Genomic DNA, 24,622 nt, shown 5'->3' on the forward strand with positions numbered 1-24,622 from the left:
CCTGAAACTGGACGCCTACAAGCAGTCGGAGGGCGCAAGCCTGACGGCGTACCTTTTGTATAATGGGTCAGCGACTTCGTCTCTCGAGCAAGCTTAAGCCGGTAGGTGTAGGCGTAGCGAAAGCGAGTCTGAATAGGGCGACTGAGTTCGAGGGATGAGACCCGAAGCCGGGTGATCTAGCCATGAGCAGGTTGAAGGTGAGGTAACACTCACTGGAGGACCGAACCCACGTCTGTTGAAAAAGACGGGGATGACTTGTGGCTAGGGGTGAAAGGCCAATCAAACCCGGAAATAGCTGGTTCTCCGCGAAATCTATTTAGGTAGAGCGTCATCCTTATACCCATGGGGGTAGAGCACTGGATGGGCTAGGGGGCCCCAACGGCTTACCAAACCTAACCAAACTCCGAATACCATGGAGTACTAGATGGCAGACACACTGCGGGTGCTAAGGTCCGTAGTGGAGAGGGAAACAGCCCTGACCGCCAGCTAAGGTCCCTAAGTTATCACTAAGTGGGAAACGATGTGGGAGTGCTTAGACAACCAGGAGGTTGGCTTAGAAGCAGCCATCCTTTAAAGAAAGCGTAACAGCTCACTGGTCAAGCGCTCCTGCGCGGAAAATGTAACGGGGCTTAAGTGATACACCGAAGCTGCGGGCTCAACTTTGTTGAGCGGTAGCGGAGCGTTCCGTAGGCCGATGAAGGCAGACCCGCGAGGGCTGCTGGAGGTATCGGAAGTGAGAATGCTGACATGAGTAGCGATAAAGGGGGTGAGAGACCCCCTCGCCGAAAGTCCAAGGGTTCCTGCGCAATGCTAATCAGCGCAGGGTTAGTCGGCCCCTAAGGCGAGGCTGAAAAGCGTAGTCGATGGGAAGCAGGTTAATATTCCTGCACCGGCGGGTAGTGACGGATTCCGTAAGTCGTCAATCCTTATCGGATTGAATTGGCGGCGATGGCGTCCCTGGAAATAGCTCCCGCATTAGACCGTACCCCAAACCGACACAGGTGGACTGGTAGAGCATACCAAGGCGCTTGAGAGAACTATGCTGAAGGAACTCGGCAAATTGCTCCCGTAAGTTCGCGAGAAGGGAGCCTCCGCATTGGGCAACCAGTGTGGAGGGGCACAGACCAGGGGGTGGCGACTGTTTACTAAAAACACAGGGCTCTGCGAAGTCGCAAGACGACGTATAGGGTCTGACGCCTGCCCGGTGCCGGAAGGTTAAAAGGAGGAGTGAGAGCTCCGAATTGAAGCCCCGGTAAACGGCGGCCGTAACTATAACGGTCCTAAGGTAGCGAAATTCCTTGTCGGGTAAGTTCCGACCTGCACGAATGGCGTAACGACTTCCCCGCTGTCTCCAGCATAGACTCAGCGAAATTGAATTCTCCGTGAAGATGCGGAGTTCCCGCGGTCAGACGGAAAGACCCCGTGCACCTTTACTACAGCTTCACAGTGGTATTAGCGATTATTTGTGTAGGATAGGCGGGAGACTTTGAAACCATGGCGCCAGCTGTGGTGGAGTCATCCTTGAAATACCGCCCTGATAATTGTTGATATCTAACCGCGGCCCATGAACCTGGGTCCGGGACCCTGTGTGGCGGGTAGTTTGACTGGGGCGGTCGCCTCCCAAAGAGTAACGGAGGCGCGCGATGGTGGGCTCAGAGCGGTCGGAAATCGCTCGTTGAGTGCAATGGCATAAGCCCGCCTGACTGAGAGACTGACAGGTCGATCAGAGTCGAAAGACGGCCATAGTGATCCGGTGGTCCCGCATGGAAGGGCCATCGCTCAACGGATAAAAGGTACGCCGGGGATAACAGGCTGATGATGCCCAAGAGTCCATATCGACGGCATTGTTTGGCACCTCGATGTCGGCTCATCGCATCCTGGGGCTGGAGCAGGTCCCAAGGGTTTGGCTGTTCGCCAATTAAAGCGGTACGTGAGCTGGGTTTAGAACGTCGTGAGACAGTTCGGTCCCTATCTGCCGTGGGTGTCGGAAAATTGAGAGGAGCTGCCCCTAGTACGAGAGGACCGGGGTGGACGTATCTCTGGTGGACCTGTTGTTGCGCCAGCAGCATAGCAGGGTAGCTATATACGGAAGGGATAACCGCTGAATGCATCTAAGCGGGAAGCCCCCCTCAAAACCAGTTTTCCCTTGAGAGTCGAGGAAGACTACCTCGTTGATAGGCCAGATGTGGAAGTGTGGTGACACATGAAGCTGACTGGTACTAATTACTCGATAGGCTTGATCTTATGATGCTCATGCCCGGCGATCGCTTCGTCGGACTAAGCAAAGCAACACCTCAAACAAATCAGAAATGTCTCTTCTTTCCGGATCTAACGCGCTGACCGGGTGGTTATTGCAGGGGGACCACACACGTTCCCATCCCGAACACGACCGTTAAGACCCCTAGCGCCGATGGTACTGCATCTTAAGGTGTGGGAGAGTAGGTCGCTGCCCGGTCTGCCCGTTAGATCCCGAATACTCCACAATTTATGTTCTTAAAAAGCCCCGCTCTGCGGGGCTTTTTTTGTGCCTGGAATCCGGAAATACCGTCAAGAGCCGGGCCAATATGTCAATGAAAGTCAATGTGTTAGGCGCGCTCGCGGAGCCAGAGACTGGCAATCACCTTCACGCCCTGGGTCACGGGTTCCCCGGTGTGCAGTGAGGCTTTGGCGCATTCGCCCTCGGCCGTGACATTGTCGAAACTCAGAGCGGAACCCCGTCCACCGGACCAGGACAGGTCCAGCCGGGTGAAGCGTGTCTCACCGCCCTCGAATTCCGAGTTGAGCCGGATCAGGCTTGTGGCAACGCGTTGACCCCGGGCATCGAGATCCGCCTTGGCTTCGCCCTCGACATCCAGAATGAAGTCAAAATGCGCGCGATATTCTTCGCCAGGGCGATAGGCCAGCACGGCGAGGGCTTCACCGGTCTCCACGGGCTTGCCCGACAGGGCCGCCATGCGTGTCTTGATGGCAAAGCTCACAAGATCCATGACCTGTTCGGGCAGGGCGGCTGTCAGCGAGGTCCGATAGGGATCCTGGCGCATTTGTCCGGTCGCCGGATCATGGATCTGGGCCGGCTTGAGCAGCGGTGACGCGCTGACGGTCAGATAATCACAAACCGCCCCGGGCAGAACATCATCCCAGCGATCGATACGCGGCGCGTCGGCCAGGCGTTCATCGGCCGCTGGTACGTGCGTGATCGCGGCAGCAATCTCCGACAAGATGTCGTCTGTGGCAGCTGGCAGTTCGGCCGGTGCCGGTGCCACGGGTAAAGGGTGCGCCTTGGCGATCAGAGCCTGGGCCATCGGATGGCCCGAGCGCGCAAAACTCGTTCCGGCTTCCCGGGCGATAGGAGACAGCGTACCGGTATCCAGACCAATCCTGTGAAGCGCTGCTATGGCGTGGCCAGAACCGGCCTTGGCGGCGGTCTCCAGCCAGGTCATGCCAGCTTCGGTTTCCCCGGCCATCAAGGCCAGCAGTCCCAGCTCCGTATGGGCAAGCCAGTCGCCCCCCTCGGCCTGCAGCAGGCGGTCTTTCAGGGCGAGCGACCAGTCGGCCGCTCCGGCCAGGCCGGCGGCCTGGAAATAGGCCCGGTGCCGGTTGCGCATCATGCCATCCGGCAGAGCGTCCATCAGCGCCATGGCCCGGGCCCGTGTCTGGGCCTTGCCAGGCTCATGCCCGCTCAATTGCACCATCAGACTCAGCGCCACCTCATCCCCGGCGCGGGCGGCCGTTTCCAGCCGCTCCAGCGCGGTGTCGTGACGGCCTTCATGCCACTCCTTGAGGGCAGTCGGGGCGGGGGCGTTCGGATCATTCGGGGAAACTGTCATGTCGAGAGTTTAGGCCATGTCTTGGCGCGCAGGTAAAGCGCAGCTGGCTGGTTGACGACACATCCCTGTCATCCTACATACGCGCCTCTTCCCGGCGCTGCGGTGCCGCGAAGCCATCCTGATGCGGGGTGGAGCAGTCCGGTAGCTCGTCAGGCTCATAACCTGAAGGTCGTAGGTTCAAATCCTACCCCCGCACCCAATCTAAGCCCTTGAAATCATATGGATTTCAAGGGCTTTTCTATTTTGCTGAGATTCCAGAATTATGTAAATTCAATATGTTAGAGCGTAGGTCCAAATCCGTTTGCCGTGCGGATTCGACGCATATCGGTGCTCGTTAAGATGTTTATACTATCCTACAGCGGTCTTAAGTCGTTATATTGAAGAAAAGGCGCAAAAGCGCGCCGCAAAACAGGGGTGTCGGTGTGCTAATCGAGTTTTCGGTGGCAAATCATAAGTCCATCGCGGAGCCGCAAGTCTTTAGTATGGCTGCGTCGAAACGGTCAGACACAACGTTGGAAACGCACTCCAGCGCGATTGAGCATGTCGTTAGCGCGGCCTGCATGTTCGGCCCGAACGGGGCCGGCAAGTCCAATCTCATCCAGGCAATGCGTTTCGCCCAACGGATGGTCCATCATTCATTCGGCAGCTGGGGGCGAAACGATAAACTCCCACATGAACCGCACAAACTTAGCGCTGACCTTGCGGCTGCTCCAAGTAGCTACGGGTTTGTGTTTTTGTTCAAAGGCGAGCTCTACGATTACTCCTTTTCACATGACGCCAATCGAATCCATTCAGAGTCTCTCTACGCAAGGAGTGCCAAGCCGAGAGCACGGGAGCGGCTCTTGTTTGAGCGCAATTACCTGGGTGAAGCAGGATATGAATGGGAGATCGGTGATTCAGTCTCAGGCAAAAAAGAGTTTCTCAAGCAATCAACAGGTAGCAAGTCTCTCTTCTTGTCAGTTGCCGCGCATCACCAATCCGAAGAGCTATCTCCAGCGTTCGAATGGATTGTTTACTTTCTACGCGTGATCGGTCGGGTTCCCGAGTTTATAGATAGCGTCACTTGTCGCCATTTGGATGAACCAGATGAAGCCATGCGAGTTGTCCACTTTCTCAAAACTACAGGAGTGACGCTGAGCGGAATTTCATCCGAAGAGATGACTTTCGATTCGCCAGAGGAATTAGTGGATCATACGGGTAGGCGTGGTGCAGCGGTCGAAGTGGGAGACTTCCAAGCAGACAAGCTTGGGAAAATTACGAAATATGATGTCGATTTTGAGCTTGCAACGCGAGACGGATCTTCTGTGCGTCTCCCGATTGAGTACGAGTCGACAGGAACGAGAATGCTGTTCAAGTTGGCTGGGCCTTGGCTTGAGACTATTGAGCATGGGTTCTGCTTGGTCGTAGATGAGCTGCAAAACTCCCTGCATCCAGCTGCACTACGAGCTGTAATATCGGTTTTTATGGACCGTGAAGTGAATGCGAGTGACGCCCAGATCATTTTCACATCTCATGACTCCTCGATTTTGAGTGGTAGTTTGCTGTCTCGGGACCAAATTTGGTTTTGCGATAAGAAGCAGAATGGATCGAGCGTCTACTATCCGCTCACGAATTTTGCGCCGAGGAAAGAAAGTCTTTTCCAAAGGAATTACTTGGCCGGAAAGTATGGCGCTGTCCCGCGAACAATGCCGTTCGAGCGAAGCTTGTTTGAGGCTGACCAGCAGGCATTCGACTTTTAGAGGTCAGAATGGCAAGGCGATCTAGAAAAAAGAGTCTTAAGAGGCGCCAGGGCAATACGCCCGAGTTGGACCAAATTTGGGTTTATGCTGAGGGCGAAAAGACGGAGCCCCTCTACCTTGAGGGCTTGAAGCGTGATTTGGGGCTCGGCAATATCACTATAAAAAAAGTCGGCTCTAAGACCGCTCCGAGTACTCTTCTCGCTACTGCACAAAGGCACCTCAAAAACCAAGGTCAATTCGCGCCTGATTTCGTGTATCTCGTCTTTGATCACGACAATTTTGAGTGCTTTGACCAGGTGATTGCGGAATGCCGCTCAGACAAGAAAATCTCGGCGATACCGTCTGACCCTTGCTTCGAGTACTGGCTTCTCCTTCATGTAACGATGACCACACGTTCGTTCGCCAGTGCGGCCGAAGTCATAAACGAACTTAGAAAGCACGAAGTCTTTCGCACCTATACCAAGACGACTGACGGGGTGTACGAGGCAATCCGCCACCTTACCGAAGATGCAATTCGGAACGCGAATACAGCACGTTCGCAAATTCGAGATGTCGACGCCGTCCGACCAATGACTCTCGTAGACAAACTGGTTCAAGAGTTTTGGACTCAGAGCGAGCGCATGCAGGCGGCTCAGACCTAGCGTTTCAGGCTGCGGCCTGATGGAGACGTTCGCCGTTCTTCGAATTCCTTTTCGGCGGCCATCCGGGCGAGACTCCGAATTATGTCCCTGAGCTTGGGATCAACGTCTTCGGGACTTTGGCACTCGGACTGATTTGCCTGCTCGTCGATATAGCCCATCAGCAATCTCCCCACTTTGTGAGGAAATTACCGGTGATGCGATCACATGTAATATCTAGCAAGCAGTTGAAGAATCGATATAAAATTTGAAAAAAGCTGAGGTGTGGTAATGACCAAATCGAACCCCCGCACCCAATGAAAAAGGCGTCCCGTCCGGGGCGCCTTTTTTGTTTCGGGATTGGCCCATTGAGCTAGCTGGGAGGTCGTTCTGGGCGCGACCCAGCCGGCTTGGAGTTAAATGGATTGGTGCCTCAGAGCGTGCGACACGCATGAGTGATTAGAATGCACGGGCTGGTGGTTGCCGCAGTGATTGGCCAACTGGTTGTCTATGCCATTTTATTCTCATCGGGCCTGGCAATTGACCCCGCGCATTTTGCGGAATTCTATGGCTCATGCCGTAGCTAAGCGATGGGGATTCTTTTGGATTTCGTACTGAACCGAGAATATTCGCGGAAAGAAGACATCCATGAAATCTTCGGAGGTCAGCAGCAAGGCGGGATTTCGACGCCAAAATCTCATCCATACGTCTTTCTGTTCACTGGGGGATCCGGAACCGAGTATGGCTACGCAGATGAATGGATCGACGAAGATTGCTTCAGCTATACGGGTCAGGGCCAGGTTGGCGACATGGAATTCGTGCGAGGCAATCAAGCGATCCGAGATCACCTTGAAGATGGAAAAGCCCTTTTATTGTTTGAAAGGATGGGTAAGGGCCGACCGGTAGTGTTTAGGGGGCAGTTTTTCTGCCAGAGTTGGAGGTATTTTCAGGGTCAGGATGTCGAAGGCAATTTGAGGCAATCCATCCAGTTTCACCTTATTCGTCTCGGAACGGAGTGGAGCAAAGGAAACAGAGGCGACTCCATGAGTGCGCAAAATGCTTCTAAGCCCCTTGGCGAGTTGCGCGGGAAGGCCCTAGCTGTCGGAACAATACCTGTAAAATCGAATCCCGAAGTTGCTAGTCGGAACTATTACGAGCGTAGCGCCATTGTTCGGGATTATGTGTTGGCGCGGGCGAATGGCGTTTGTGAGCTGACTGGGCGCCCCGCTCCGTTTTTTCGAAAAGACGGATCGCCCTATCTGGAGGTACACCACACTCGCATGGTGTCTGATGAGGGGCCCGATCATCCTCTTTATGTAGCGGCGATTCATCCTGCTGCTCACCGCGAGATCCACTACGGAATAAATGGTGAGCAATTGAATCAGGAACTGGTCCAGAAAATAGCCAGGATCGAATCAGCCCTCTCCGAGAGTATTGATGGCGGAATGGGATAGGCGATCTGCAGCAAGTGAGCTGGCAGCTGGGTTGGTTTTCGCCGCCCCGCACCCAATGAAAAAGGCGTCCCGTCCGGGGCGCCTTTTTGTTTCTGGGTTCGGTCCCTCAGGATCAGATCGCTTCGATCCGGATCGCGAGGGCACCGGTCAGGTCAAAGGGATTATCGACGCGGATGCTGATCTGGCGGGCGCCGGGGCGGTGCTGGGTGACCAGGACCTGGCCGGAGCGCAGCTGGATGCCGGCATCGCCGACCAGGCTCTCTGCCCCGTCCAGCGCGATATCCCGGTCATCGACCAGAAGCCGGATCCGGTATTGCTCGGCATTGCAGCGGGTTTCCAGGCGCAGCACGCCGTCTTCCCAGTCTTCCGCATTGATGTCGGAGATCGCACAGCGCGTGGCGACATGGGCGTTGAGAGAGAGGGCGAGTTCGTTGGAGGAGGCCGGAGCGCTGATGAGCAGGACCGCCGGCACGCATGCCGCCGCTCCGATCACACCGCGAATGGTTCGAAGGAACCCCATCCAATACCCAGCCAGTAACCCAATCGAGGCATACGGGTAGCAGACTTGGTCTCATCGCGCGCGCGAAACTTGATCGCGTGACTAATGCGCCCCCAAGAAAATATCTAAAATGGAATGAAACTCAGGGTGACGACATCGGAATAGCGCCCGGCATAGCTGGCAGGCACCGGGTCCACCTCCACTTCCAGGCGCCCGGCCTGGATGGCGCTGGACTGGTAGGGCAAATCCACCGTCGTGCCGGTCGCCCCCGTCAGATCGACCGGCGTGCCGGACAGGCGGGCGCGGTAGGGAATCCGGCCAAAGGCCTCGCCGCGCTCATGCACGAGATGGCCGCGATTGTCGGAGACCAGGGTGACGGCCACGCCGCTATTGGTGCGGTAGAAGAAGTCCGACTCCCCGCGCGCACCATTGCCGACATCGCCCAGATCAATGGCCTGATTGCCGCCCGCGCTTTCGCCTTCAAATCGCAGGGCTGGCTCGACCTGGACCAGGATGGGCAGGCTGGTCTCTCGATCGCCGACCGTGATGCGCAGCGTGTGGCTGTAGCTGCCCGGCACGACGAATTGTCCCGCCGCGAGCCGGTAGAAAGCGAAAGTCAGCGTGTCACCCCCGACGATCTGGCGTCTGGCGCTCGACTGGACTTGCCAGGTCGAGCCCGTCCGCCGCAATTCGCTGCTTCTTTCCCAGTCCGCCTCGAGAGTTTCGCCGGTGAAGAGCAGCTCCGGATTGGCCGCGGTCCCGTTCTCGATCGCAAGGGAGAAATCGACCCGGTCACAGCGGGGATCCAGCCCGGCTTCGCGGACCCGCATCTGCAAGGTCAGGATGGTGTCGGTGACACGGCTGGCATCATAGCTGAAGCCGGTTTGCTGGCTGACCTCCAGATCATACCCATCACATCGCGCAGGCTGCGCCTCGGCACCCGTGGTGATCAAAAGGCCGGTCAGGGCCAGGAAACCTATCAGGCGGATCATGGCTGTCTCTCCGCGGTGAGTTCACCGAGATTGATATAGGCCTCGCTGTCGGCCGGCACCGCAAAGCGGAAGCGCTGTCCGGGGCGGCTATCAAGGCGGGCCTCGTATTCGCCCGGCAGGAGGGCATTGAAGGCGGCCCGGCCGGTGCGGTTGGTGAAGAAGGCCTGGCTGGTCCCGGTCTCCAGATTGTGCAGCAGGCCGAACTCCAGCTGGGCGGGGCCGTCGTCCAGCAGCAGAGTGGCCACAGCCGTGCGGAACGCTTCCGTGCCGACGATGATCCGTGTCCCGGTCAGGCTGCCGGGCAAAATCGTGTAGCGGCCCGGGCCGATATCATAGCCGGGCGGTGCACCGGGCGCATCCACGCGCAGGGGCAGGGGGCGGAAGGGGGCCTCGGTGCGTACAACGGCCGGGCCGAACTCATCCACCTGGGCCAGCAGCGTGGTCGAGGCCCCGGTGCTGATCCGGACATCGCTGTCCGCCAGGGTGGCGTGGCGGTCGATCATGACAAAGCCGCGGCCCGGGTCCCGGCCCAGTCCCCATTGCCCGTCCGCATAGGCCAGGCCGGACTGGAGGCGCAGACCCAGCGTGGCGCGTTCGTCTACGTTTGCGGTTTCCGGCGTGTAGGCCCCGTCGAGCTGCAGGCCCAGGCGCGAGGTTTCGATCCCGACAGAGGTCAGCCAGTCGGTTTCCGAATCCCGGTGCACGGCCGAGGCCCGCGCCTGGAGATTGGGGATGCCGCCGCCGCGCGACCGGCGCACATCAAACCGCGAGGTCCCGGTCAGGCTGTCATGGCTGTAGCTGGCATAATTGCGGCCGCCGAAGCGCCGGCTCAGCGTCAGGAAGAGACCGGTATCGTCATCGCGGGCCTCGTAATAAGTGTGCCGCAAGGTGGCCGAGGCGATGATCTCACCAAAGCGCCGGTTCACACCGGTAAAGAGGGAGGCGGATCGGCTGCCGGATGAATGGGCATCCTGGTATTGCGCACCCGCCGTCACGGACAAACGCTCCGTCAGATTGACCCGGGCATCACCGCCCAGGCTCCAGCGCGTGTCGGAGAGGCTTGTCGGATCGCCCAGATCAGCAAAGTCCTCGCCATAATATTCCAGCCGCAGATTGAGCGTCGTATAGTGGGTTTCCGGCCAATAGGGGCCGCCTGAGAAGGCGAGGGCGATAGCACTGTCCGGCTGGCTCACTGTCCCGTCGCTGACGGTGAGCTCGCCCTGCATCACCCCGCCCCAGACCGGCCAGGCCGCTGCGCCACTGAGCGAGTGGACATCCGTGGTCACGGCAACGCCACCGGTTACGGTCAGGCTGGAATTGATGCCACGCGTCCACACACCGCCCAGGACCGGCCGGTTGAAATCATAGCTGAACCCATTGGCATTGGCGTCGCGGGCAAAGCCCGCTGCCCAGACCATTTCATCCAGACCCGGCGCCAGAAGCGCGATATTGGCGGAGAGGGAGAAGGTGTCGACCTCATGCCGGCCCAGATCATCCTCCACCATGATGGTGACGGTGTTGGACGTATTGGCCAGCGGGATATCGCGCAGATCAATCGGACCGGGCCCCGCCGCAAACCGGTCCACCAGGGCACCGTTGACGTAGACTTCCACCGTGGAGGGACGTTCCAACAGAAGGGAGCGATCTCCGGTCGGGCGGATATTCCGGGTCGGCTGCAGTGCCCGATAATTGGTCTCATAGGCCAGCCCCAACAGGTTCAGGACACCCTGATTGCGGGCCAGTTGCGGCGCCAGATCACCGGCAGAGAAACGTTCTGCCGTACCGGGCCGGTCGACGAAGGCGAGGATGCGGTCGCGCCGCAGGCTTTCCTCGCCGGCAGAGCTGAAGGTGTAGCGCCCGCCCCAATCGATCGAGACACCGTGAGAACCCCCGAAATTCACGAACCCGTCCAGGCTGAGATCACCGCTCGTCCCCCGCGAATCCGTGACACTGTCATTGAGGATCGCAGCACCGGTGACGCCGAAGGCAAAGCCTGAGGGCTCGATGACTTCATCGCCCCAGATCACCCAGTCCCGCGCCAGCGAGGTCGTGCTGGCGGCGCGCCGCTCCAGGGCGATGTCCAGTTCCAGGGTCAGGCTCTGCGGGTTGAGGGAAAGGCTAAGGCCCATTTGCGCCAGCTGCTCGACCGGGATCAGGTCCGGATCGAGCGCGAGGAGCGCGTCCTGCGTCTCTTCATTGATGAGGCTACCAATGGAGGCGGACAGGCCGGTCGGCGAGATGCGCTGAACATCACTGATCGTGGTCTCGACCAGGACGGAGGGATAGCGGGTGTCATCGACGACCAGGGGCAGGCTGACCGAGAAGGCCTGGGCCGGCTGACGGGCCATCGCAGCCGGGGTCGCCAGCACAATGGCAGCGCAGCCGCTTAGGAGAAGGGGAAGGGCAGGCCTCACAGCGGGCGCCGCCTAGTCCAGGCTGATCCGCAAATCCCCGTCCGGCAGATCCGTGATCGCCAGATGGAAGTCGCGCACCGCATGGGGCGGGATGATCGGGTTCTCGATCAGCTCGCTCAGCTGTGCGGGTTCCAGGCGAATGGATTCGCTGCCAATGCTGATCCGCAGCGACATGTCCGACAGCATGGCGAAATCGGTCCCGTCATTGACGGCGCGGAAGTGCAGCCCGTCATCCTCGCGGCGGATCTCCGTCAGCGAGACATCGGCTTCTGCCTCATCGGCGCGCAGATAGACGGCGACGCCGAAATTATAGGCAAAGACCACACCGGTGAAACCGGGCTGGTTCACGGGCACTTCCTGGACTTCGGCGATATAGGCCTGGCTGTCTGTGATGCCGGGATCGCCGATATAGGTCAGTCGCACGGCCTGGCTCTGGCCCGGCTCGATCAATGCGAGCGGCGGGAAGACGGAGAAGTCCTCGTCAGCCGGCACGAACTCCTGGCTACCGTCCGGATTGACGATCCGCCGCTTCATCACGATTTCCACCGGCAGGCGGGCATCGCGCGTATTGGTAATGGAGATGACCGTGGAGGTCCGATTGCTGCCCAGGTCGAGGATCAGGCGCATCGGCTCGACTTCATAACCCAGGGCCAGGCCCGCGGCGCAGACCATCGCCATGAAGGCGAGGCTAATACGGGCGAAGGGACGGGACCAGACAGTCATGACAAGCGCTCCGGACTGGAACCGGCGATCAGGCCGGCCGCGTGCAGGTGGTTGTGAAACCCAACCTGCACGCTTCTAGCACGCTGTGGCTTATTTGGCAGTGACCGTAATGGTCACGACATCCGAATAATCGCCTGCAAACACGGTGGTATAGCTGGCACCGTCAGCCGAGGCATTGGTCGAGCGGACACCGTAGACGCGGAAGTCCACATTGCCGGTCACGCCGGACAGGAAGCTGTTGCCGCTCAGATCGGCATTGGCCGCGCCGGTCAGCTGGGTCCAGTTCATGGTCAGACCGTTGGAACCGGTATGACGCATTTCATAGGCGATCTGGTTCTGATTGCCGCCATTGGTGCCCGAACGGACCAGATAGCCGCCATTGGTGGAGCTGATCGTGCGGGTGAAACCATTGGGCGAGTTACAGGCATAGGACGCCGAACCGGCCGCCTGTTCCACGGTCGCCGTTGTCTCGGTGTTCGACAGATCCCCGAAATCGACGTCGATGCTGGAGCCGGTCGAGTTGTAGACACCACAGACCGAGCTGACTTGTGCGCTCAAATCGTAGGACAGTTGATTGTTCTGGGCGAAAGCCGAACCGGACAGCAGGGCTGCAGCAGCAACGGCGGAAGTGATGATGGTCTTGTACATGTGCAGCCCCCAAGGCTTGGTCTAAATCCGTGCCGCCATCCTTACGGATCCGCGACAGTCATGGTTTAGGATCGGTTTCAGGCCAAAACGGGCGCAGAAAAGGACCAAATGGAGGTTTTGTGGCCGGGTTCCGGCCCCATTTCGGACGGAATTGCGCCCGGATTGTTCAGATAGCATTCACCTTGGCAGGGGGCGCCGTCTCAGGGGGCTGTTTTCTAACGGGAATCCGACGTCAGCCCCATGCGGGTGGCATGCCAGGAGGCTTCAGCCCGTGAGGAGATGCCCAATTTCCGGTAGATGGATTTGATATGGCTGGCGACCGTGCTCTCGGCAAGCTCCAGGGCTTGGGCGACATCGATGTTCCGGTGACCCCGGCCGATCAGGCCTAGAACCTCGCGTTCCCGATTGGTCAGGTCCTCTTCCGGATCAGCGGCAGGCCCCGTGAAGCGGAAATGCTCCATGATGCGGCGGGCGATCGATGGGGACAGGGCCGGCACACCATCGGCAATACGGCGCAATTGCGTGGTCAGCATGTCGGCCGGATTCTCCTTGAGAAGATAACCCTGGGCTCCCGCAGACAGCGCCGCCACGATATGGGCATCATCCCCCATGACGGTCGTTACGATCGGGATCGCTCCCGGACAGACAAGCGTGAGGCTGCGCAGGACTTCCAGGCCGGATCCATCCGGCAGGCCCAGATCGATCAGGGCCAGATCGAAATCGGCGGCCGCCGCTGCAGCCAGCCCGGCGCGCATGCTGCTGGCCTCCTCGATCTGGCTGTCAGGAAAGGCGGTCTGGACAATTCCGGCCAGCCATTGGCGGGTCTGGGCGATGTCTTCAACAATCAGAACGCGTTTCATGGTCTCACCTCCCGCGGGGACAGGGCAAAGTCCAGTGTGATCCGGGTGCCCGTATCACCGGAATTCATTTCCAGAGTACCGGCAAGACCGGTGGCGCGCGTCTGCATGTTGGACAATCCATTGCCGCGCTTCTGGGCATCGATGTCATAGCCCTTGCCGTCGTCTGTAATCTCCAGGCGTGCCAGATCACCCTCGCGGCTCAGACGCACCGCCAGCTGGCTCGCGCCGGAATGGCGGATCGTGTTGCTGACCGCTTCGCGCACAATGGAGCGCAGGGCATGGGTGGACGAGGTGGACAGGTCCGGGGCCTGGCCGATCGTGTTTTGCCAGTCCAGCGTGATCCCGACAGACGCCAGCCGGTCGGCTGTTTCCACGCGCAGATCGGCCAGGGTTTCATCCAGGTCCAGTCCCGGTGTGGAGGCATTGTTGATGATGTCCCGCAAGTCGGTCAGCGTTTCGCGGATCATGACATCCTTGCGTTCGCGGTCGCCGGAATGCAGCGCGCCCAGCAATTGGGCGCCGATATTGTCGTGCATGTCCCGCGCAATGCGTCCGCGTTCCTCTGCGACGCCGCGATCATAGGCCTGACGGCTTTCCTCGGCCCGCGCCATCAGTTCGACCAGCTGGCGGACCATGGCCACATGGCGCGGCGAAAACAGGGCGCGGCCCTGCCAGGGATAGCGCAGGACCAGTCCGGGGTGACCGGCCCGTTCGGGCAGATGCAGGGCGACACCATCCTCCGCCAGTTCCGGCTCGGCGACGGCCTGCGATCCGGTGCTGATTTCCAGCGGCGAGAACAGCTTGTCCAGCAAGGCCCGCCAGCGGGCATGCCGGTCGCGGTCGGATGTGCCGAAAGCAATGTCGACGACGGACAGGAAGAGTTCGTCTTCCTTCAGACCCGGCTTGGGCAGAAGGCGGCGGCCGATCAGGTCGCGCAACGGCAAATAGACCAGGGCGACGGCCAGAAGCGACAAGCCGAAGGCTGAGGCGGGTTCCAGAGAAATCAGGGAGACCAGGACACCATCCAGCACCAGAAGCAGGACGGCACCGGCGACGTAGAACAGGATGCGATAGGCCCAGTCGCCCAACTCGAACAGGCGGAATTGGCGCAGCCCGGCAGCCACGCCGATATAGATCAGGAGGAAGAAGGCAAAGGAATATTGAGCCTGCACGATGGGCGGACGCCCCAAAGCCCCCGGAATGGCGGTCAGCGTGATGAAGCTGCCAGCCCCGAACAGGACGGCGAGGCCGAACCAAATCGCGACGGCTCGCGCCTTCGGGTCCCGGTCCGTGACCAGGATTTGTGCGGCCACGGCAACGCAGATCAGCAGCATTTCCAGCACGGTGATCAGGTGAAGATTGAGGCCGCTGAATGAACCCGAGCTCAGCGCAACGGCCAGGCCTAACAGGGTCCAGCCGCCGAAAATGAGGATGGCTGCCAGCGTCAGAATGCGGTGGGCAGGCAGGCGGGCCGGGTAGTTGATGAAGAGCACCACCATCACGATGCCGAAGAAGGAGGCTCCAACGGCATTCATCACGATCAAGCTTGTCGCTGCCGCCTCGCTGATTGCAGCCTGGGCGAAACGGAAGGGGATGGGGGCATAGGTGAAGGTGAGGGTGGCCAGTCCGCTCAGGGCGAACAGCCGGGCAGCCGTATCCCGCGGACGCAGCGCCCAGACCCAACCGGAAATCGCCAATGCCCCGAAACCGGTCAGGATCTGGATCCAGTAGACGGGAGAGACATCCAGCAGCGAACGGAAGGCCTGTCCCGGTTCTGCCGGTCGCATGACCGACCAGCTTGCCAGTCCCGTCGCCAGCAGTCCGATCACCAGAACCAGGGCCAGCCGGCTATTCGGCGTCAGTGTCAGATGTCGTGTCGTCTCTTGAGGCATGCCGCCGACCTGTCCCCCGCTGGAAATTGCGTAGCTTGCAGACGTTTGTACGCGTTTTCCCGTGTCGATGGTCTCCCCGGAATGGGGGATGGATGCGGGCATTACACCGTCAGTATCCTTGCAAGTCTAATGGCAATCCGGCCGTCGGGCCGAGCAAGGGGAAATCGTCATGAAATGGATGATCAAGGGTGTGATTGTGGCGCTGGTCGCAACGGTAGTGAGTGGCTGTGTGAGTGTCGGCCCGCTTGTGCGGCCGGGGGATCCGACGGGTGTGATCGAGATCGTCAACCAGGCCCATGGGCCGATCGAGATCGTCACCATGTCCCGATGCAGCGCCTCCTGGTACGGCCCCAACCGTTTGCCGTCCGGCATGGTGATCCCGCGCGGCCGTTCCTACCGTTTCACGGTCTCGGCCGGGTGCTGGGATGTCTCCGCCGGCACGGTCGGCATGGGCAATGCCACGCGCCGCTTTGACATCCGCGCCGGAGGCGGTGTCCGCTATACCGTGACCAGCTAGGCGGTTACCCGGGTTTCCAGCGCGGCAGCCAAAGCGGCTGCCGTGCCTGGAATATCCCGGACGCGAACCTTTCGGTCCAGCACATCGGCGAGGCCGGGCGGCAGCGCCACCGCCTGACCGATGACCGGTTCCACCACATCGGCAAACTTGGCCGGATGGGCCGTCGCCCCGGCGATCCAGGGGCGCTCGGCCTTGGCGCCATCGCTCAACCGGGCATGGGCTTCCAGCGCGGTTGCCGTGTGCGGACAGGCGACATAGCCGGTCTGTTCGAAGACCTGTTTCATACGGGCCCGGATGGCGTCGTCATCGACACGCTCCACGGCTTCGACCCGGGCCTCGGCAAGTCCGGCCAGGCGTTCGAAATTGCTCGGCGCGCCGACATCCATCGCATTGGCAATCGTGGCGATGGAGGGCCGGGCCTCATACTGTCCGGAGGCGTGCCAGTCGGCCAGCGTTGCATTGGCATTCGTGGCCAGCACGACCGGACCGATCGGCAGGCCCAGCTCGCGCGCCAGCAAAGCCGCCAGCGCATTGCCCAGATTACCGGTCGGGATCACGAGGCCGGGCTTCTTGCCCGTGCGGGCGAAGACGTCCAGTGAGGCGCGCGCCCAATAGACCATTTGCGGCAGGAGCCGGCCGATACTGATCGAATTGGCCGAGGTCAGTGCATGTTCTGCACTCAGCGCCTTGTCGGCGAAGGCCGCTTTCACCAGCGCCTGGCAGGTATCGAAATCGCCCTCGACCCGCAAAGCCTCCACCGGCGGTTCCCAGCAGCACAGCTGGTGTTCCTGAAAGGCGGAAATGCGTCCCTTGGGGAAAAGGATCACGGCGCGTGTGCCCGGCAAGCCTTCAGCGGCACAGCCGACAGCGCCGCCGGTATCGCCGGATGTTGCGACAAGCACGGTGATCGGTGTGTCCGATCCCTGGCCCAGGGCCGAGAAACAGCGGAACAGGAAGCGGGCTCCGAAATCCTTGAAGGCACCGGTCGGCCCGTGGAAGAGCTCCAACACTTGCAGACCGTCATCGCCCGGATCGGGCTGGACCAACGGGGCCGGGAAGTTGAAGGCATCCGCGCAGATGGCCGGTGCCTGGCCTTCCAGCGGTGACCCCGCAAAGAAAGGCGCCAGCATGACCCCGCCCAGATCGGCCAGGCCGGATGTGGCCTTCAGGGAAGCCAGGTCCAGTTCCGGCAGGGCATCCGGCAAGTAGAGCCCCCCATCGGTGGGCGCGCCGGCCTTCAGGGCGGCGTCGGCCGTGACCTTTGGGGCCTGACCCCGGGTCGATTGGTACAGCATGCTCATCCCACCTGTTCGAGCAGTTCGATCCGCAGACCCGGGGAGTCCAGCGGGGCCGCATAGGATTTTGCCTTGCAGTCCGCGGCCGCGAAGGCAGCCGCCATGGCACCCTCAACCCGGTCACGATCCTCCGTGCGCGCCCAGGCGAAGACCGAGGGGCCGGACCCGGAGAAGGAACAGCCCAGCGCGCCGGCTTCCAGAGCCGCTGCCTGTACATCGGCCAGTTCCGGCAGGAGTGGCAGGCGCTGGGGCTCGATGAAGATGTCTTTCAGGCCTGACGCTACTAGGTCCAGGTCATTGGTCACGCAGCCAGCCACAAAGGCGGCCATATTGCGTGAATGCTCCAAGGCCGTGCCGCGCGCCACATCGGGAGCCAGCAGGTCGCGGGCCTTTTGCGTTTCCACTTTCCGTTCGGGATGGAAAAGGATGCAGGCCACCCCGGAGGGAAGGGGCAGCCTGCGGATAAGCGGGGGATCCAGCCGTGCCGCCAGGACAAGTCCGCCATGAAGGGCGGCCATGACATTGTCCCAGGGCGGCGGGTCGGCAGAGACTTTTTCGCCTTCCATCGCCAGCGGCAGCAGGGCTTCCGGCGAGAAGGGCGTATCCAGTACGGCATTCGCGGCACCGGCTGCGGCAACGGCCGAGGCCGCAGATCCGCCCATGCCGGCGCTCAGCGGCACGCCCTTGTGGACATCGACGCTGAGACCGAAATCGGCTCCGGCAGCGTCCAGCACGGCGGCGGCTGCGGCGAGCGCGCAATTCTTGCTGACGGCAAAGGGCAGGTCATCGACCAAGCCGGACACCTTGCCCAGGCGGACGCCGGGCTGGGCTTCCACCGTGACAGAGACCGTGTCGCGTGCAGCGTCGAAGGCGAGGCCGAGCACGTCGAATCCGACGCCGACATTGCCGACACTGGCTGGCGCACTGGCGCGAGCGGAATTCAGTTTGGCCTTCATGCCACCCGTCCCGTCGACATTCGCGGAATATGGCTAAGCGGATTCTCCTGCACGGGCGAGGCGTGGAGCTCGCCGGACAAATAGGCGCGCTGGATTTCCATGATATCGGCGAATACTGCTTCGGCGGTCGGCCAGCGGCCCGCACCCTTGCCCTGAACGGACACGGTGCGCTGGGGCATGCGGATCAGGAAGCCATTGCCTTCATTGACCAGTCCGGCAAAGGGGTGGTCCTTCGGCAGGGCCTCGATATCGACCCGGGCTTCGACCCGGCCATCGGGGGTGACGTCGCAGCGGGCGACCTGTTTGAAGACCAGTCCCTGTTCTTGCACCGCCTTGATCCGCTGCGCGCTGAGATCATTCAGGCTTTCACACGGAATCTGGTCAGGGGCGAGGGTCACGCCGAAGGCATGACGGATGATGATGGAGAGCTTGTCCGCAGCATCCAGACCATCCAGGTCCGTGCTCGGATCGGCCTCGGCAAAACCCAGCCGCTGGGCTTCGGCCACGGCATCCGCGAGGCGAACGCCTTGCTGCATCTGGCCGAAGATGAAATTGCACGTCCCGTTCATCACACCTTCCACCGACAGGATGGAACCCTGCTGGTTAAGCAGGTCGATCAGTTCGAGAACCGGCACACCACCGCCCACGGCCGCGGAATAGCGCAGTTCACGGCCGTGCTGGCGGGCCAGATCGTGCAGACGATCCAGATCCAGCGCGACGACGGCCTTGTTGGCGGACACGAGGTGGTGGCCCTCGCGCAGCACGGTCTGGCTCAGCGAGCGGGCGATATCCGTGCCACCCATGGCTTCCACGACGATATCGGGATCGCCGGCGAGTGCTTCAGCCGGATCATTGGTGAATTGGAGTTCCGGTGCCTTGGCGGCGTGCTGGGCCGGATCGCGGACGAGGACCGGGCCCAGTTCGAACCGGCCGGGATGGGCCAGGAGGTGCGAGCACACGCCGGCACCCACGGCACCATGGCCGAGTACGGCCACGCGCAGACGTTTGGGCGTTTCCACCGGACCGGCTTGTTTTTCCACCGCAGCGATGCGCGTGGCGAACGGGCTGCCCAGGGCGGCGACCTCGATCACGACATTGTTCTGCTTGGCGCGGAAGATGGCCTTTTCCTGCACCAGGCCGCGGCTCACCTTGGCGGCTTCGTCATAGTCCAGCTGGTCCAGGCGGACGGCATCCGGGTTCTTGGCCGGATCGTCCGTATAGACGCCATCGACATCCTTGATCAGGCGGACGCGGTCGGCGCCCAGCCAGTGCGAGAATTCCACAGCCGTCAGGTCCGTGCCGCCCCGGCCCAGGGTGACAGGCCCCTCAGCCCCCTCACCGAAGAAGCCCGGCGCAACGATGACGTCGGCGGTTTCGAAATAGGCCAGGACACGGTCGGCATCGAGACCGGTCAGATTGGCGTCGAGTGCTTCACCATCAGCACGCAGATCCATTTCATGCGGGTCCAGGACCGCGGAGGGCACGCCAGAGCGCTGCAGCGCCAGACCCATCAGGGCTGCAGACTTGAGCTCGCCACAGCGTACGAGGCGGGCGAGAAGGGCGTCGGAACAGCCTTCGCCGACATCGCCGCCCACGGCGAACAGGGAATCGGTTTCACCCTCGAGTGCGGACACGACCGCCACGACTTTCTCGCCATTGCGCGTGTGGCGGTAGATCTCGTGGGCGGCGCGGGCGTAATCGTCCGGCTTTTGCAGAACCGAACTCCCGAATTTGAGTACACAAAGCTTCAGCGGTTTTCGGGCATCGAGGTCGAGGGGCATGGTCTTGGTCCTTGGGTCTGGGTCTGTCTGGTGATGGTGAAGTCTGAATTTCGGGCATGAAAAAACCCGCTTCCCGGGGCCGGGGAGCGGGTTCGGTGTGTTGCGGTTCTTGCTTAACCGCTAGCGCACGCCGGCCGCCCCCCATGTCCAGGAGGTGGTGGTAATCATGGTAATGGTACCGAGGCCGCCATCGACCACGCAGCCGAGACCCGTCAGACCGGAACCGGTCTGGGTCGTGAAGCTGTCGATGATCATCATCTGGCGTTGCATGTCGGTCGTTTCCATGACGCGGCAAAGTGCTGCGCTTGCGAATTCATGCCAAGAAAGGCGTATTTGGCGGCCTGGGTCAAACAGTTTTTTTGTGACAGGCCGGTTTCAGCTGTCATTCGTGCAATATTTTCTCTCAACATAACCCTAACGGAAATTCTTTTGCGCGGAGCATGAGACAAGAAAAAGCCCCGGCCGATCGGGCCGGGGCTGTTCCTGTCGCGCTCTGTGGGACGCGTTATTCTGCAGCTGTTTCCAGTGTCTTGGCACGGTCGCGCAGTTTCGGTGCCGCAGCCAGCACGTCGGCGCCCACATGGGCTTCGAACGTCTTGAAATTCTCGATGAACATCGAGACCAGCTTGGCGGCCTGGGTGTCATAGGCGGCCGTGTCGGCCCAGGTCGAGCGCGGGTCGAGGATGCTGTCATCCACGCCGGGCACAGAGACCGGGACCATGAAACCGAAATTCGGATCTTCGCGGAACTGGGCCGTGTTCAGGGACCCGTCCAGCGCGGCATTGAGCAGGCCGCGGGTCGCCTTGATCGGCATGCGTTGGCCGGTTCCGTAGGCCCCGCCGGTCCAGCCCGTGCTGACCAGCCAGCAATCGACATCATGCTCGGCGATCAGTTCGCGCAGCAGATTGCCATAGGCGCTGGGGTGACGCGGCATGAAGGGGGCGCCGAAACAGGTGGAGAAGGTGGCCGACGGCTCGGTCACGCCCTTTTCCGTACCGGCCACCTTGGCGGTGTAGCCGGACAGGAAGTGATACATGGCCTGGGCCGGGGTCAGCTTGGCGATCGGCGGCATGATGCCGAACGCGTCGCAGGTCAGCATGATCAGGTTTTTCGGCTGACCGCAGCGGCCGGTTTCCGACGCGTTCGGGATCGCGCTCATCGGATAGGCACCGCGGCTGTTTTCCGCCAGCGAGGCATCGTCCAGGTCGAGCTGGCGCGTTTCCTCGTCCATGACGACGTTTTCCAGCACCGTGCCCCACATTTTCGTGGTGGCGTAGATTTCCGGTTCGGCCTCGGCCGACAGGCGGATCATCTTGGCGTAGCAACCGCCCTCGAAATTGAAGAGACCGTTTTCCGACCAGCCATGCTCGTCATCACCCACCAGGGTGCGCGAGGCGTCGGCGGACAGGGTGGTCTTGCCGGTGCCGGACAGGCCGAAGAAAATTGCGGCATCATCCTCGCTGCCCACATTCACCGAGCAGTGCATCGGCATGATCTTCTTCTTGGGCAGGAGGTAGTTGAGGATGGTAAAGACCGACTTCTTGGTCTCGCCGGCATAGGAGGTGCCACCGATCAGCACCATGCGGCGATTGAAGTCGACGGCGATCACGGTCTCCGAGCGGCAGCCATGGCGGGCCGGATCGGCCTTGAAGCTGGGCAGGTTGATGATCGTGAATTCGGCTTCGAACCCGGTGTACTCGTCTGCAGCCGGAATGCGCAGAAGGTGCCGGATGAAGAGCGAGTGCCAGGCCAGTTCATTGACGACACGAACCGGCAGACGGTGGTCCAGATCGGCACCGCCGAACAATTGCTGGACGAAGAGTTCCTTGCCTTCCATATGGGCTTGGAAGTCCTGCCACAGGGTGTCGAAATTGCCCGGCGTGATCGAGGCGTTCTTGTCCCACCAGACCTGGTCCTCGGTCTCCGCATCGCGGACCGTGAACTTGTCCTTGGCCGAACGGCCGGTGTGGGCGCCGGTCTTCACGACCAGCGGACCGCCTTCAGCGACCTCGCCTTCGCCGCGGCGAACAGCTTCTTCATAGAGGCGGGCTTCATTCCAGTTCAGATTGACCTGACCGGCCTTGATACCCAGACTCTCCAGTCCGCCATCGCGGACATCTGTATTGGACATACTGTCTTCCCCCAGTGAATCCGGACCGCGTGACGAGCCGGACGGGTCACTTTTCCTTGAGGCGAACGGTGTGTCGTGCACCCGTCTCGCACCTTTATATCCGGACCCCAGCAATTAGCTTGCCAGTCAATCCGAATGCTTTTGTATGATCGCGGTAGCAGATCGCCGGGGGGTGGAAAAGCCCTTACGGCACGAAGCAAATCGAAAGCAAAGCCGGGGGAAGTCCATGTTATCGCGAACATTTTTGAGCGCCATCGCGATTTTTACGTTTCATTGCAGCGACATCGCTCCAGCGCAGGCTGACAACATCATGCCGGACCAAAATCAACACTTTCTCCAGCTGGCTCTGGACTGTGTTCAGCGCGAATACCCCAACAAGATCTCCCATGTTCTCCAGTCAGATTCGGACGCCCGGACACCCCGCGCGCTTCACCCCGCTTTCTACGGCTGTTTTGACTGGCATTCCGCCGTGCACGGGCACTGGCTGATGGTCCGTCTCCTGCGCCTGGATCCCGACAATGCGCTCGCCGAAGCCGCAACGGCGGCGCTGGATGCCAATCTCACGCCGCAAAACATGATCGGGGAAGTGGCCTATTTCCAGGCTGAGGGCCGGGCCTCCTATGAACGGCCCTACGGACTGGCCTGGCTGCTCCAGCTGGATGCGGAATTGCGCGAATGGGACGATCCGCGCGCCGAGCGTTGGCGCACGGCCCTGGCGCCCCTGGTCGATGTGGTGGCTGACCGTTATCGCTCCTGGTTGCCCAATCTCCTCTATCCGATCCGGATCGGAACCCATAACCAGTCGGCCTTTGGCTTCGCGCTGGCGCTGGACTGGGCGCGCACGGCCGGGGATGCAGACCTGGAAGCGCTGCTGGTCGCCAAATCCCTGGAATTCCATGCCGGTGACGTCAATTGCCCGATCGGCTATGAGCCTTCGGGTGAGGATTTCCTGTCCCCCTGCCTGATGGAGGCTGATCTCATGCGCCGGGTTCTGCCGCAGGATGATTTCGCGTCCTGGCTGACAGGCTTCCTGCCGGGCATTCCCACGGATGGAAGTGCCGACTGGCTCGTGCCGGGACAGGTGCTCGATCCCAGTGATGGCAAATTGGTGCATCTGGACGGGGTGAACCTGTCGCGCGCCTGGAATCTGGACGCGATTGCCCATGCCTTGCCCGAGGGCGATGACCGCATTCCGGCGCTGCTGGCGGCTGCGCAAGTGCATGGCGAGACCGGGATCGCCTCGGTGACCGGTGATGATTATGCCGGCGGCCACTGGCTCGCCAGTTTCGCCACTTATTATGTCACGGGCCGCGGCCGCGAAGCGCCGGCGCCGTCGAACTAGACTGGGTCAGCCCGGTTTTGCGGGCAGGGGAATGTGTTCCTGCTCATGGGGCGGCAGGGTGAAGCGTCCATTTTCCGGGAAGCCGGACTTGGCCGCTTCTGCCCAATCCTGTCGGGCCTGATCGATATGCGCCTGGTCGGTTGCGACCAGATTCCAGTCGATCAGGCGCGGGCCCAGCGACTGGCCGCCGGAAATCATGATCCGGCTGTCGCTGAGCGCTTTGAGCTCTGCCGATCCGCCAGGCTCCAGCACCGCCATCTCGCCGGGTTTCAGCGGCTGTCCGTCAATCGTCACATCACCGGTCACCAGATATATCGAGACTTCCTCATGATCGAGATCGATCCGGCTGGTCGCACCGGCCGGGGCTTCGCCATGCAGGTAGACAATCGGTGAGAACACTTCGACCGGGGAGGTCTGGTCCCAGGCTGTGCCCAGGATCAGCACATAGTCGATCCCGTCCCGGGTGAAACGCGGCAGGCTGTCGGCACCATGATGGAAGAAGGCCGGTTCCATGTCTTGCAGATCTTCCGGCAGGGCGACCCAGGTCTGGATGCCGAACATGTCATGCCCGGCTTCGCGCTCTTCCGGCGGCGTCCGTTCCGAATGCACCACACCGCGTCCGGCGGTCATCCAGTTCACATCGCCCGGGCGGATCACCTGTTCCACACCCAGATTGTCCCGATGGCCCAGAGCGCCTTCGAACAGATAGGTGACCGTGGCCAGGCCGATATGCGGGTGCGGACGGACATCGATCCCGTCACCCGGCGCGAACCGGGCCGGACCCATCTGGTCGAAGAAAATGAAGGGTCCGACCATGCGGTGTCCCGGAGCGGGCAGGACGCGTTTGACTTCGAAACCGCCCAGATCGCGCGTTCGTCCTTCGATGATCCGTGTCAGTGTCTGTGTCACGCCTGCTCTCCCTGTGTTGTCTGTGC

20 protein-coding genes, 1 tRNA gene and 2 rRNA genes (1 of these 23 cut by a window edge) are annotated in these 24,622 nt (G+C 61.0%); 8 read left to right on the plus strand and 15 right to left on the minus strand.

From position 1 onward, the window contains the following. Positions 1 to 2,244 (plus strand): 23S ribosomal RNA (locus I0K07_RS06770); it begins 547 nt to the left of the window's first position. A 96-nt stretch (positions 2,245 to 2,340) separates the two neighbouring features. Then, positions 2,341 to 2,455, plus strand: a 5S ribosomal RNA gene (gene rrf / locus I0K07_RS06775). A 130-nt stretch (positions 2,456 to 2,585) separates the two neighbouring features. On the opposite strand, the gene I0K07_RS06780 is transcribed toward rrf, so the two are convergent. Continuing rightward, complete coding sequence (locus I0K07_RS06780; protein ID WP_203292081.1) at positions 2,586 to 3,827, minus strand: prolyl hydroxylase family protein; 1,242 nt, start codon at positions 3,825 to 3,827, stop codon at positions 2,586 to 2,588. 122 nt (positions 3,828 to 3,949) lie between these two features. On the opposite strand from I0K07_RS06780, the gene I0K07_RS06785 reads away from it, so the two are divergent. The 3 genes from I0K07_RS06785 (at position 3,950) to I0K07_RS06795 (ending at position 6,207) form a co-directional block, all read left to right on the plus strand. Continuing rightward, positions 3,950 to 4,026: transfer RNA gene (locus I0K07_RS06785), tRNA-Met, on the plus strand. 313 nt (positions 4,027 to 4,339) lie between these two features. Next, positions 4,340 to 5,566, plus strand: coding sequence for an AAA family ATPase (locus tag I0K07_RS06790; protein ID WP_203292082.1), 1,227 nt, complete (start codon positions 4,340 to 4,342; stop codon positions 5,564 to 5,566). An 8-nt stretch (positions 5,567 to 5,574) separates the two neighbouring features. Next, complete coding sequence (locus I0K07_RS06795; RefSeq protein WP_275297463.1) at positions 5,575 to 6,207, plus strand: RloB family protein; 633 nt, start codon at positions 5,575 to 5,577, stop codon at positions 6,205 to 6,207. Here the strand turns inward: I0K07_RS06795 and I0K07_RS15855 are convergent. After that, positions 6,204 to 6,365 (minus strand): hypothetical protein, encoded by a 162-nt coding sequence (locus I0K07_RS15855; protein ID WP_238934633.1) that lies wholly within the window; start codon positions 6,363 to 6,365, stop codon positions 6,204 to 6,206. The genes I0K07_RS06795 and I0K07_RS15855 overlap by 4 nt on opposite strands. 420 nt (positions 6,366 to 6,785) lie before the next feature. Here I0K07_RS15855 and I0K07_RS06800 point away from each other — a divergent pair, with 420 nt between their 5' ends. Beyond that, on the plus strand, positions 6,786 to 7,637 hold the full coding sequence (locus I0K07_RS06800; RefSeq protein WP_203292084.1) for an HNH endonuclease: 852 nt from the start codon (positions 6,786 to 6,788) through the stop codon (positions 7,635 to 7,637). Between the two features lie 112 nt (positions 7,638 to 7,749). Here I0K07_RS06800 and I0K07_RS06805 read toward each other — a convergent pair whose 3' ends face one another. From I0K07_RS06805 to I0K07_RS06835, 7 genes are all read right to left on the minus strand, one after another. After that, entirely contained in the window at positions 7,750 to 8,157 is a 408-nt protein-coding gene (locus I0K07_RS06805; RefSeq protein ID WP_203292085.1) for a hypothetical protein, read from the minus strand. Positions 8,158 to 8,261: 104 nt separating this feature from the next. Further along, positions 8,262 to 9,128: a hypothetical protein gene (locus tag I0K07_RS06810; RefSeq protein ID WP_203292086.1), complete on the minus strand. Its 867-nt coding sequence runs from the start codon at positions 9,126 to 9,128 to the stop codon at positions 8,262 to 8,264. Further along, positions 9,125 to 11,476 carry a fimbria/pilus outer membrane usher protein gene (locus tag I0K07_RS06815; RefSeq protein WP_203292087.1) on the minus strand — a complete coding sequence of 784 codons (2,352 nt, stop codon included), beginning with the start codon at positions 11,474 to 11,476 and terminating at the stop codon, positions 9,125 to 9,127. Before I0K07_RS06815 ends, I0K07_RS06810 begins: the two co-directional genes overlap by 4 nt. Before the next feature lie 78 nt (positions 11,477 to 11,554). After that, a complete protein-coding gene (locus tag I0K07_RS06820) occupies positions 11,555 to 12,265 on the minus strand; it encodes a fimbrial biogenesis chaperone (protein WP_203292088.1) in 711 nt (236 codons plus the stop codon). Between the two features lie 90 nt (positions 12,266 to 12,355). Continuing rightward, positions 12,356 to 12,913 carry a sugar phosphate isomerase family gene (locus tag I0K07_RS06825; RefSeq protein WP_203292089.1) on the minus strand — a complete coding sequence of 186 codons (558 nt, stop codon included), beginning with the start codon at positions 12,911 to 12,913 and terminating at the stop codon, positions 12,356 to 12,358. Positions 12,914 to 13,128: 215 nt separating this feature from the next. After that, positions 13,129 to 13,773, minus strand: a complete 645-nt coding sequence (locus tag I0K07_RS06830; protein WP_203292090.1) for a LuxR C-terminal-related transcriptional regulator — start codon at positions 13,771 to 13,773, stop codon at positions 13,129 to 13,131. After that, complete coding sequence (locus I0K07_RS06835; protein ID WP_203292091.1) at positions 13,770 to 15,665, minus strand: sensor histidine kinase; 1,896 nt, start codon at positions 15,663 to 15,665, stop codon at positions 13,770 to 13,772. Before I0K07_RS06835 ends, I0K07_RS06830 begins: the two co-directional genes overlap by 4 nt. Positions 15,666 to 15,834: 169 nt before the next feature. Between I0K07_RS06835 and I0K07_RS06840 the strand changes: the two genes are divergently transcribed. Then, positions 15,835 to 16,182 (plus strand): hypothetical protein, encoded by a 348-nt coding sequence (locus tag I0K07_RS06840; protein WP_203292092.1) that lies wholly within the window; start codon positions 15,835 to 15,837, stop codon positions 16,180 to 16,182. On the opposite strand, the gene thrC is transcribed toward I0K07_RS06840, so the two are convergent. The 5 genes from thrC to I0K07_RS06865 form a co-directional block, all read right to left on the minus strand. Next, entirely contained in the window at positions 16,179 to 17,477 is a 1,299-nt protein-coding gene (gene thrC, locus I0K07_RS06845) for a threonine synthase (protein WP_203292093.1), read from the minus strand. The two genes, I0K07_RS06840 and thrC, sit on opposite strands and share 4 nt — an antisense overlap. Before the next feature lie 2 nt (positions 17,478 to 17,479). After that, entirely contained in the window at positions 17,480 to 18,433 is a 954-nt protein-coding gene (locus tag I0K07_RS06850; protein ID WP_203292094.1) for a homoserine kinase, read from the minus strand. Continuing rightward, positions 18,430 to 20,214, minus strand: a complete 1,785-nt coding sequence (locus tag I0K07_RS06855; protein ID WP_203292095.1) for a homoserine dehydrogenase — start codon at positions 20,212 to 20,214, stop codon at positions 18,430 to 18,432. Before I0K07_RS06855 ends, I0K07_RS06850 begins: the two co-directional genes overlap by 4 nt. A 120-nt stretch (positions 20,215 to 20,334) precedes the next feature. Beyond that, positions 20,335 to 20,499: a hypothetical protein gene (locus I0K07_RS06860; RefSeq protein WP_203292096.1), complete on the minus strand. Its 165-nt coding sequence runs from the start codon at positions 20,497 to 20,499 to the stop codon at positions 20,335 to 20,337. A gap of 220 nt (positions 20,500 to 20,719) precedes the next feature. Beyond that, positions 20,720 to 22,345, minus strand: coding sequence for a phosphoenolpyruvate carboxykinase (locus tag I0K07_RS06865; protein WP_203292097.1), 1,626 nt, complete (start codon positions 22,343 to 22,345; stop codon positions 20,720 to 20,722). 226 nt (positions 22,346 to 22,571) lie between these two features. Between I0K07_RS06865 and I0K07_RS06870 the strand changes: the two genes are divergently transcribed. Then, positions 22,572 to 23,687: a DUF2891 domain-containing protein gene (locus tag I0K07_RS06870; RefSeq protein ID WP_203292098.1), complete on the plus strand. Its 1,116-nt coding sequence runs from the start codon at positions 22,572 to 22,574 to the stop codon at positions 23,685 to 23,687. 6 nt (positions 23,688 to 23,693) lie between these two features. Here I0K07_RS06870 and I0K07_RS06875 read toward each other — a convergent pair whose 3' ends face one another. Further along, on the minus strand, positions 23,694 to 24,596 hold the full coding sequence (locus I0K07_RS06875) for a pirin family protein (RefSeq protein ID WP_338041035.1): 903 nt from the start codon (positions 24,594 to 24,596) through the stop codon (positions 23,694 to 23,696). Positions 24,597 to 24,622 lie beyond the last annotated feature (26 nt).

Source organism: Maricaulis parjimensis, assembly GCF_016817355.1.
GTDB classification, from domain to species: domain Bacteria; phylum Pseudomonadota; class Alphaproteobacteria; order Caulobacterales; family Maricaulaceae; genus Maricaulis; species Maricaulis parjimensis.

What these genes read in the sequence shown, in the direction of transcription:
- I0K07_RS15855 (WP_238934633.1), bottom strand. Translation starts at nt 6,365, where the DNA reads ATGGGCTATATCGACGAGCAGGCAAATCAGTCCGAGTGCCAAAGTCCC.
- I0K07_RS06835 (WP_203292091.1), bottom strand. Translation starts at nt 15,665, where the DNA reads ATGCCTCAAGAGACGACACGACATCTGACACTGACGCCGAATAGCCGG.
- I0K07_RS06850 (WP_203292094.1), bottom strand. Translation starts at nt 18,433, where the DNA reads ATGAAGGCCAAACTGAATTCCGCTCGCGCCAGTGCGCCAGCCAGTGTC.
- I0K07_RS06815 (WP_203292087.1), bottom strand. Translation starts at nt 11,476, where the DNA reads ATGGCCCGTCAGCCGGCCCAGGCCTTCTCGGTCAGCCTGCCCCTGGTC.
- I0K07_RS06865 (WP_203292097.1), bottom strand. Translation starts at nt 22,345, where the DNA reads ATGTCCAATACAGATGTCCGCGATGGCGGACTGGAGAGTCTGGGTATC.
- I0K07_RS06805 (WP_203292085.1), bottom strand. Translation starts at nt 8,157, where the DNA reads ATGGGGTTCCTTCGAACCATTCGCGGTGTGATCGGAGCGGCGGCATGC.
- I0K07_RS06830 (WP_203292090.1), bottom strand. Translation starts at nt 13,773, where the DNA reads ATGAAACGCGTTCTGATTGTTGAAGACATCGCCCAGACCCGCCAATGG.
- I0K07_RS06870 (WP_203292098.1), top strand. Translation starts at nt 22,572, where the DNA reads ATGTTATCGCGAACATTTTTGAGCGCCATCGCGATTTTTACGTTTCAT.
- I0K07_RS06820 (WP_203292088.1), bottom strand. Translation starts at nt 12,265, where the DNA reads ATGACTGTCTGGTCCCGTCCCTTCGCCCGTATTAGCCTCGCCTTCATG.
- I0K07_RS06840 (WP_203292092.1), top strand. Translation starts at nt 15,835, where the DNA reads ATGAAATGGATGATCAAGGGTGTGATTGTGGCGCTGGTCGCAACGGTA.
- I0K07_RS06855 (WP_203292095.1), bottom strand. Translation starts at nt 20,214, where the DNA reads ATGCCCCTCGACCTCGATGCCCGAAAACCGCTGAAGCTTTGTGTACTC.
- I0K07_RS06860 (WP_203292096.1), bottom strand. Translation starts at nt 20,499, where the DNA reads ATGGAAACGACCGACATGCAACGCCAGATGATGATCATCGACAGCTTC.
- I0K07_RS06825 (WP_203292089.1), bottom strand. Translation starts at nt 12,913, where the DNA reads ATGTACAAGACCATCATCACTTCCGCCGTTGCTGCTGCAGCCCTGCTG.
- I0K07_RS06780 (WP_203292081.1), bottom strand. Translation starts at nt 3,827, where the DNA reads ATGACAGTTTCCCCGAATGATCCGAACGCCCCCGCCCCGACTGCCCTC.
- I0K07_RS06810 (WP_203292086.1), bottom strand. Translation starts at nt 9,128, where the DNA reads ATGATCCGCCTGATAGGTTTCCTGGCCCTGACCGGCCTTTTGATCACC.
- thrC (WP_203292093.1), bottom strand. Translation starts at nt 17,477, where the DNA reads ATGCTGTACCAATCGACCCGGGGTCAGGCCCCAAAGGTCACGGCCGAC.
- I0K07_RS06795 (WP_275297463.1), top strand. Translation starts at nt 5,575, where the DNA reads ATGGCAAGGCGATCTAGAAAAAAGAGTCTTAAGAGGCGCCAGGGCAAT.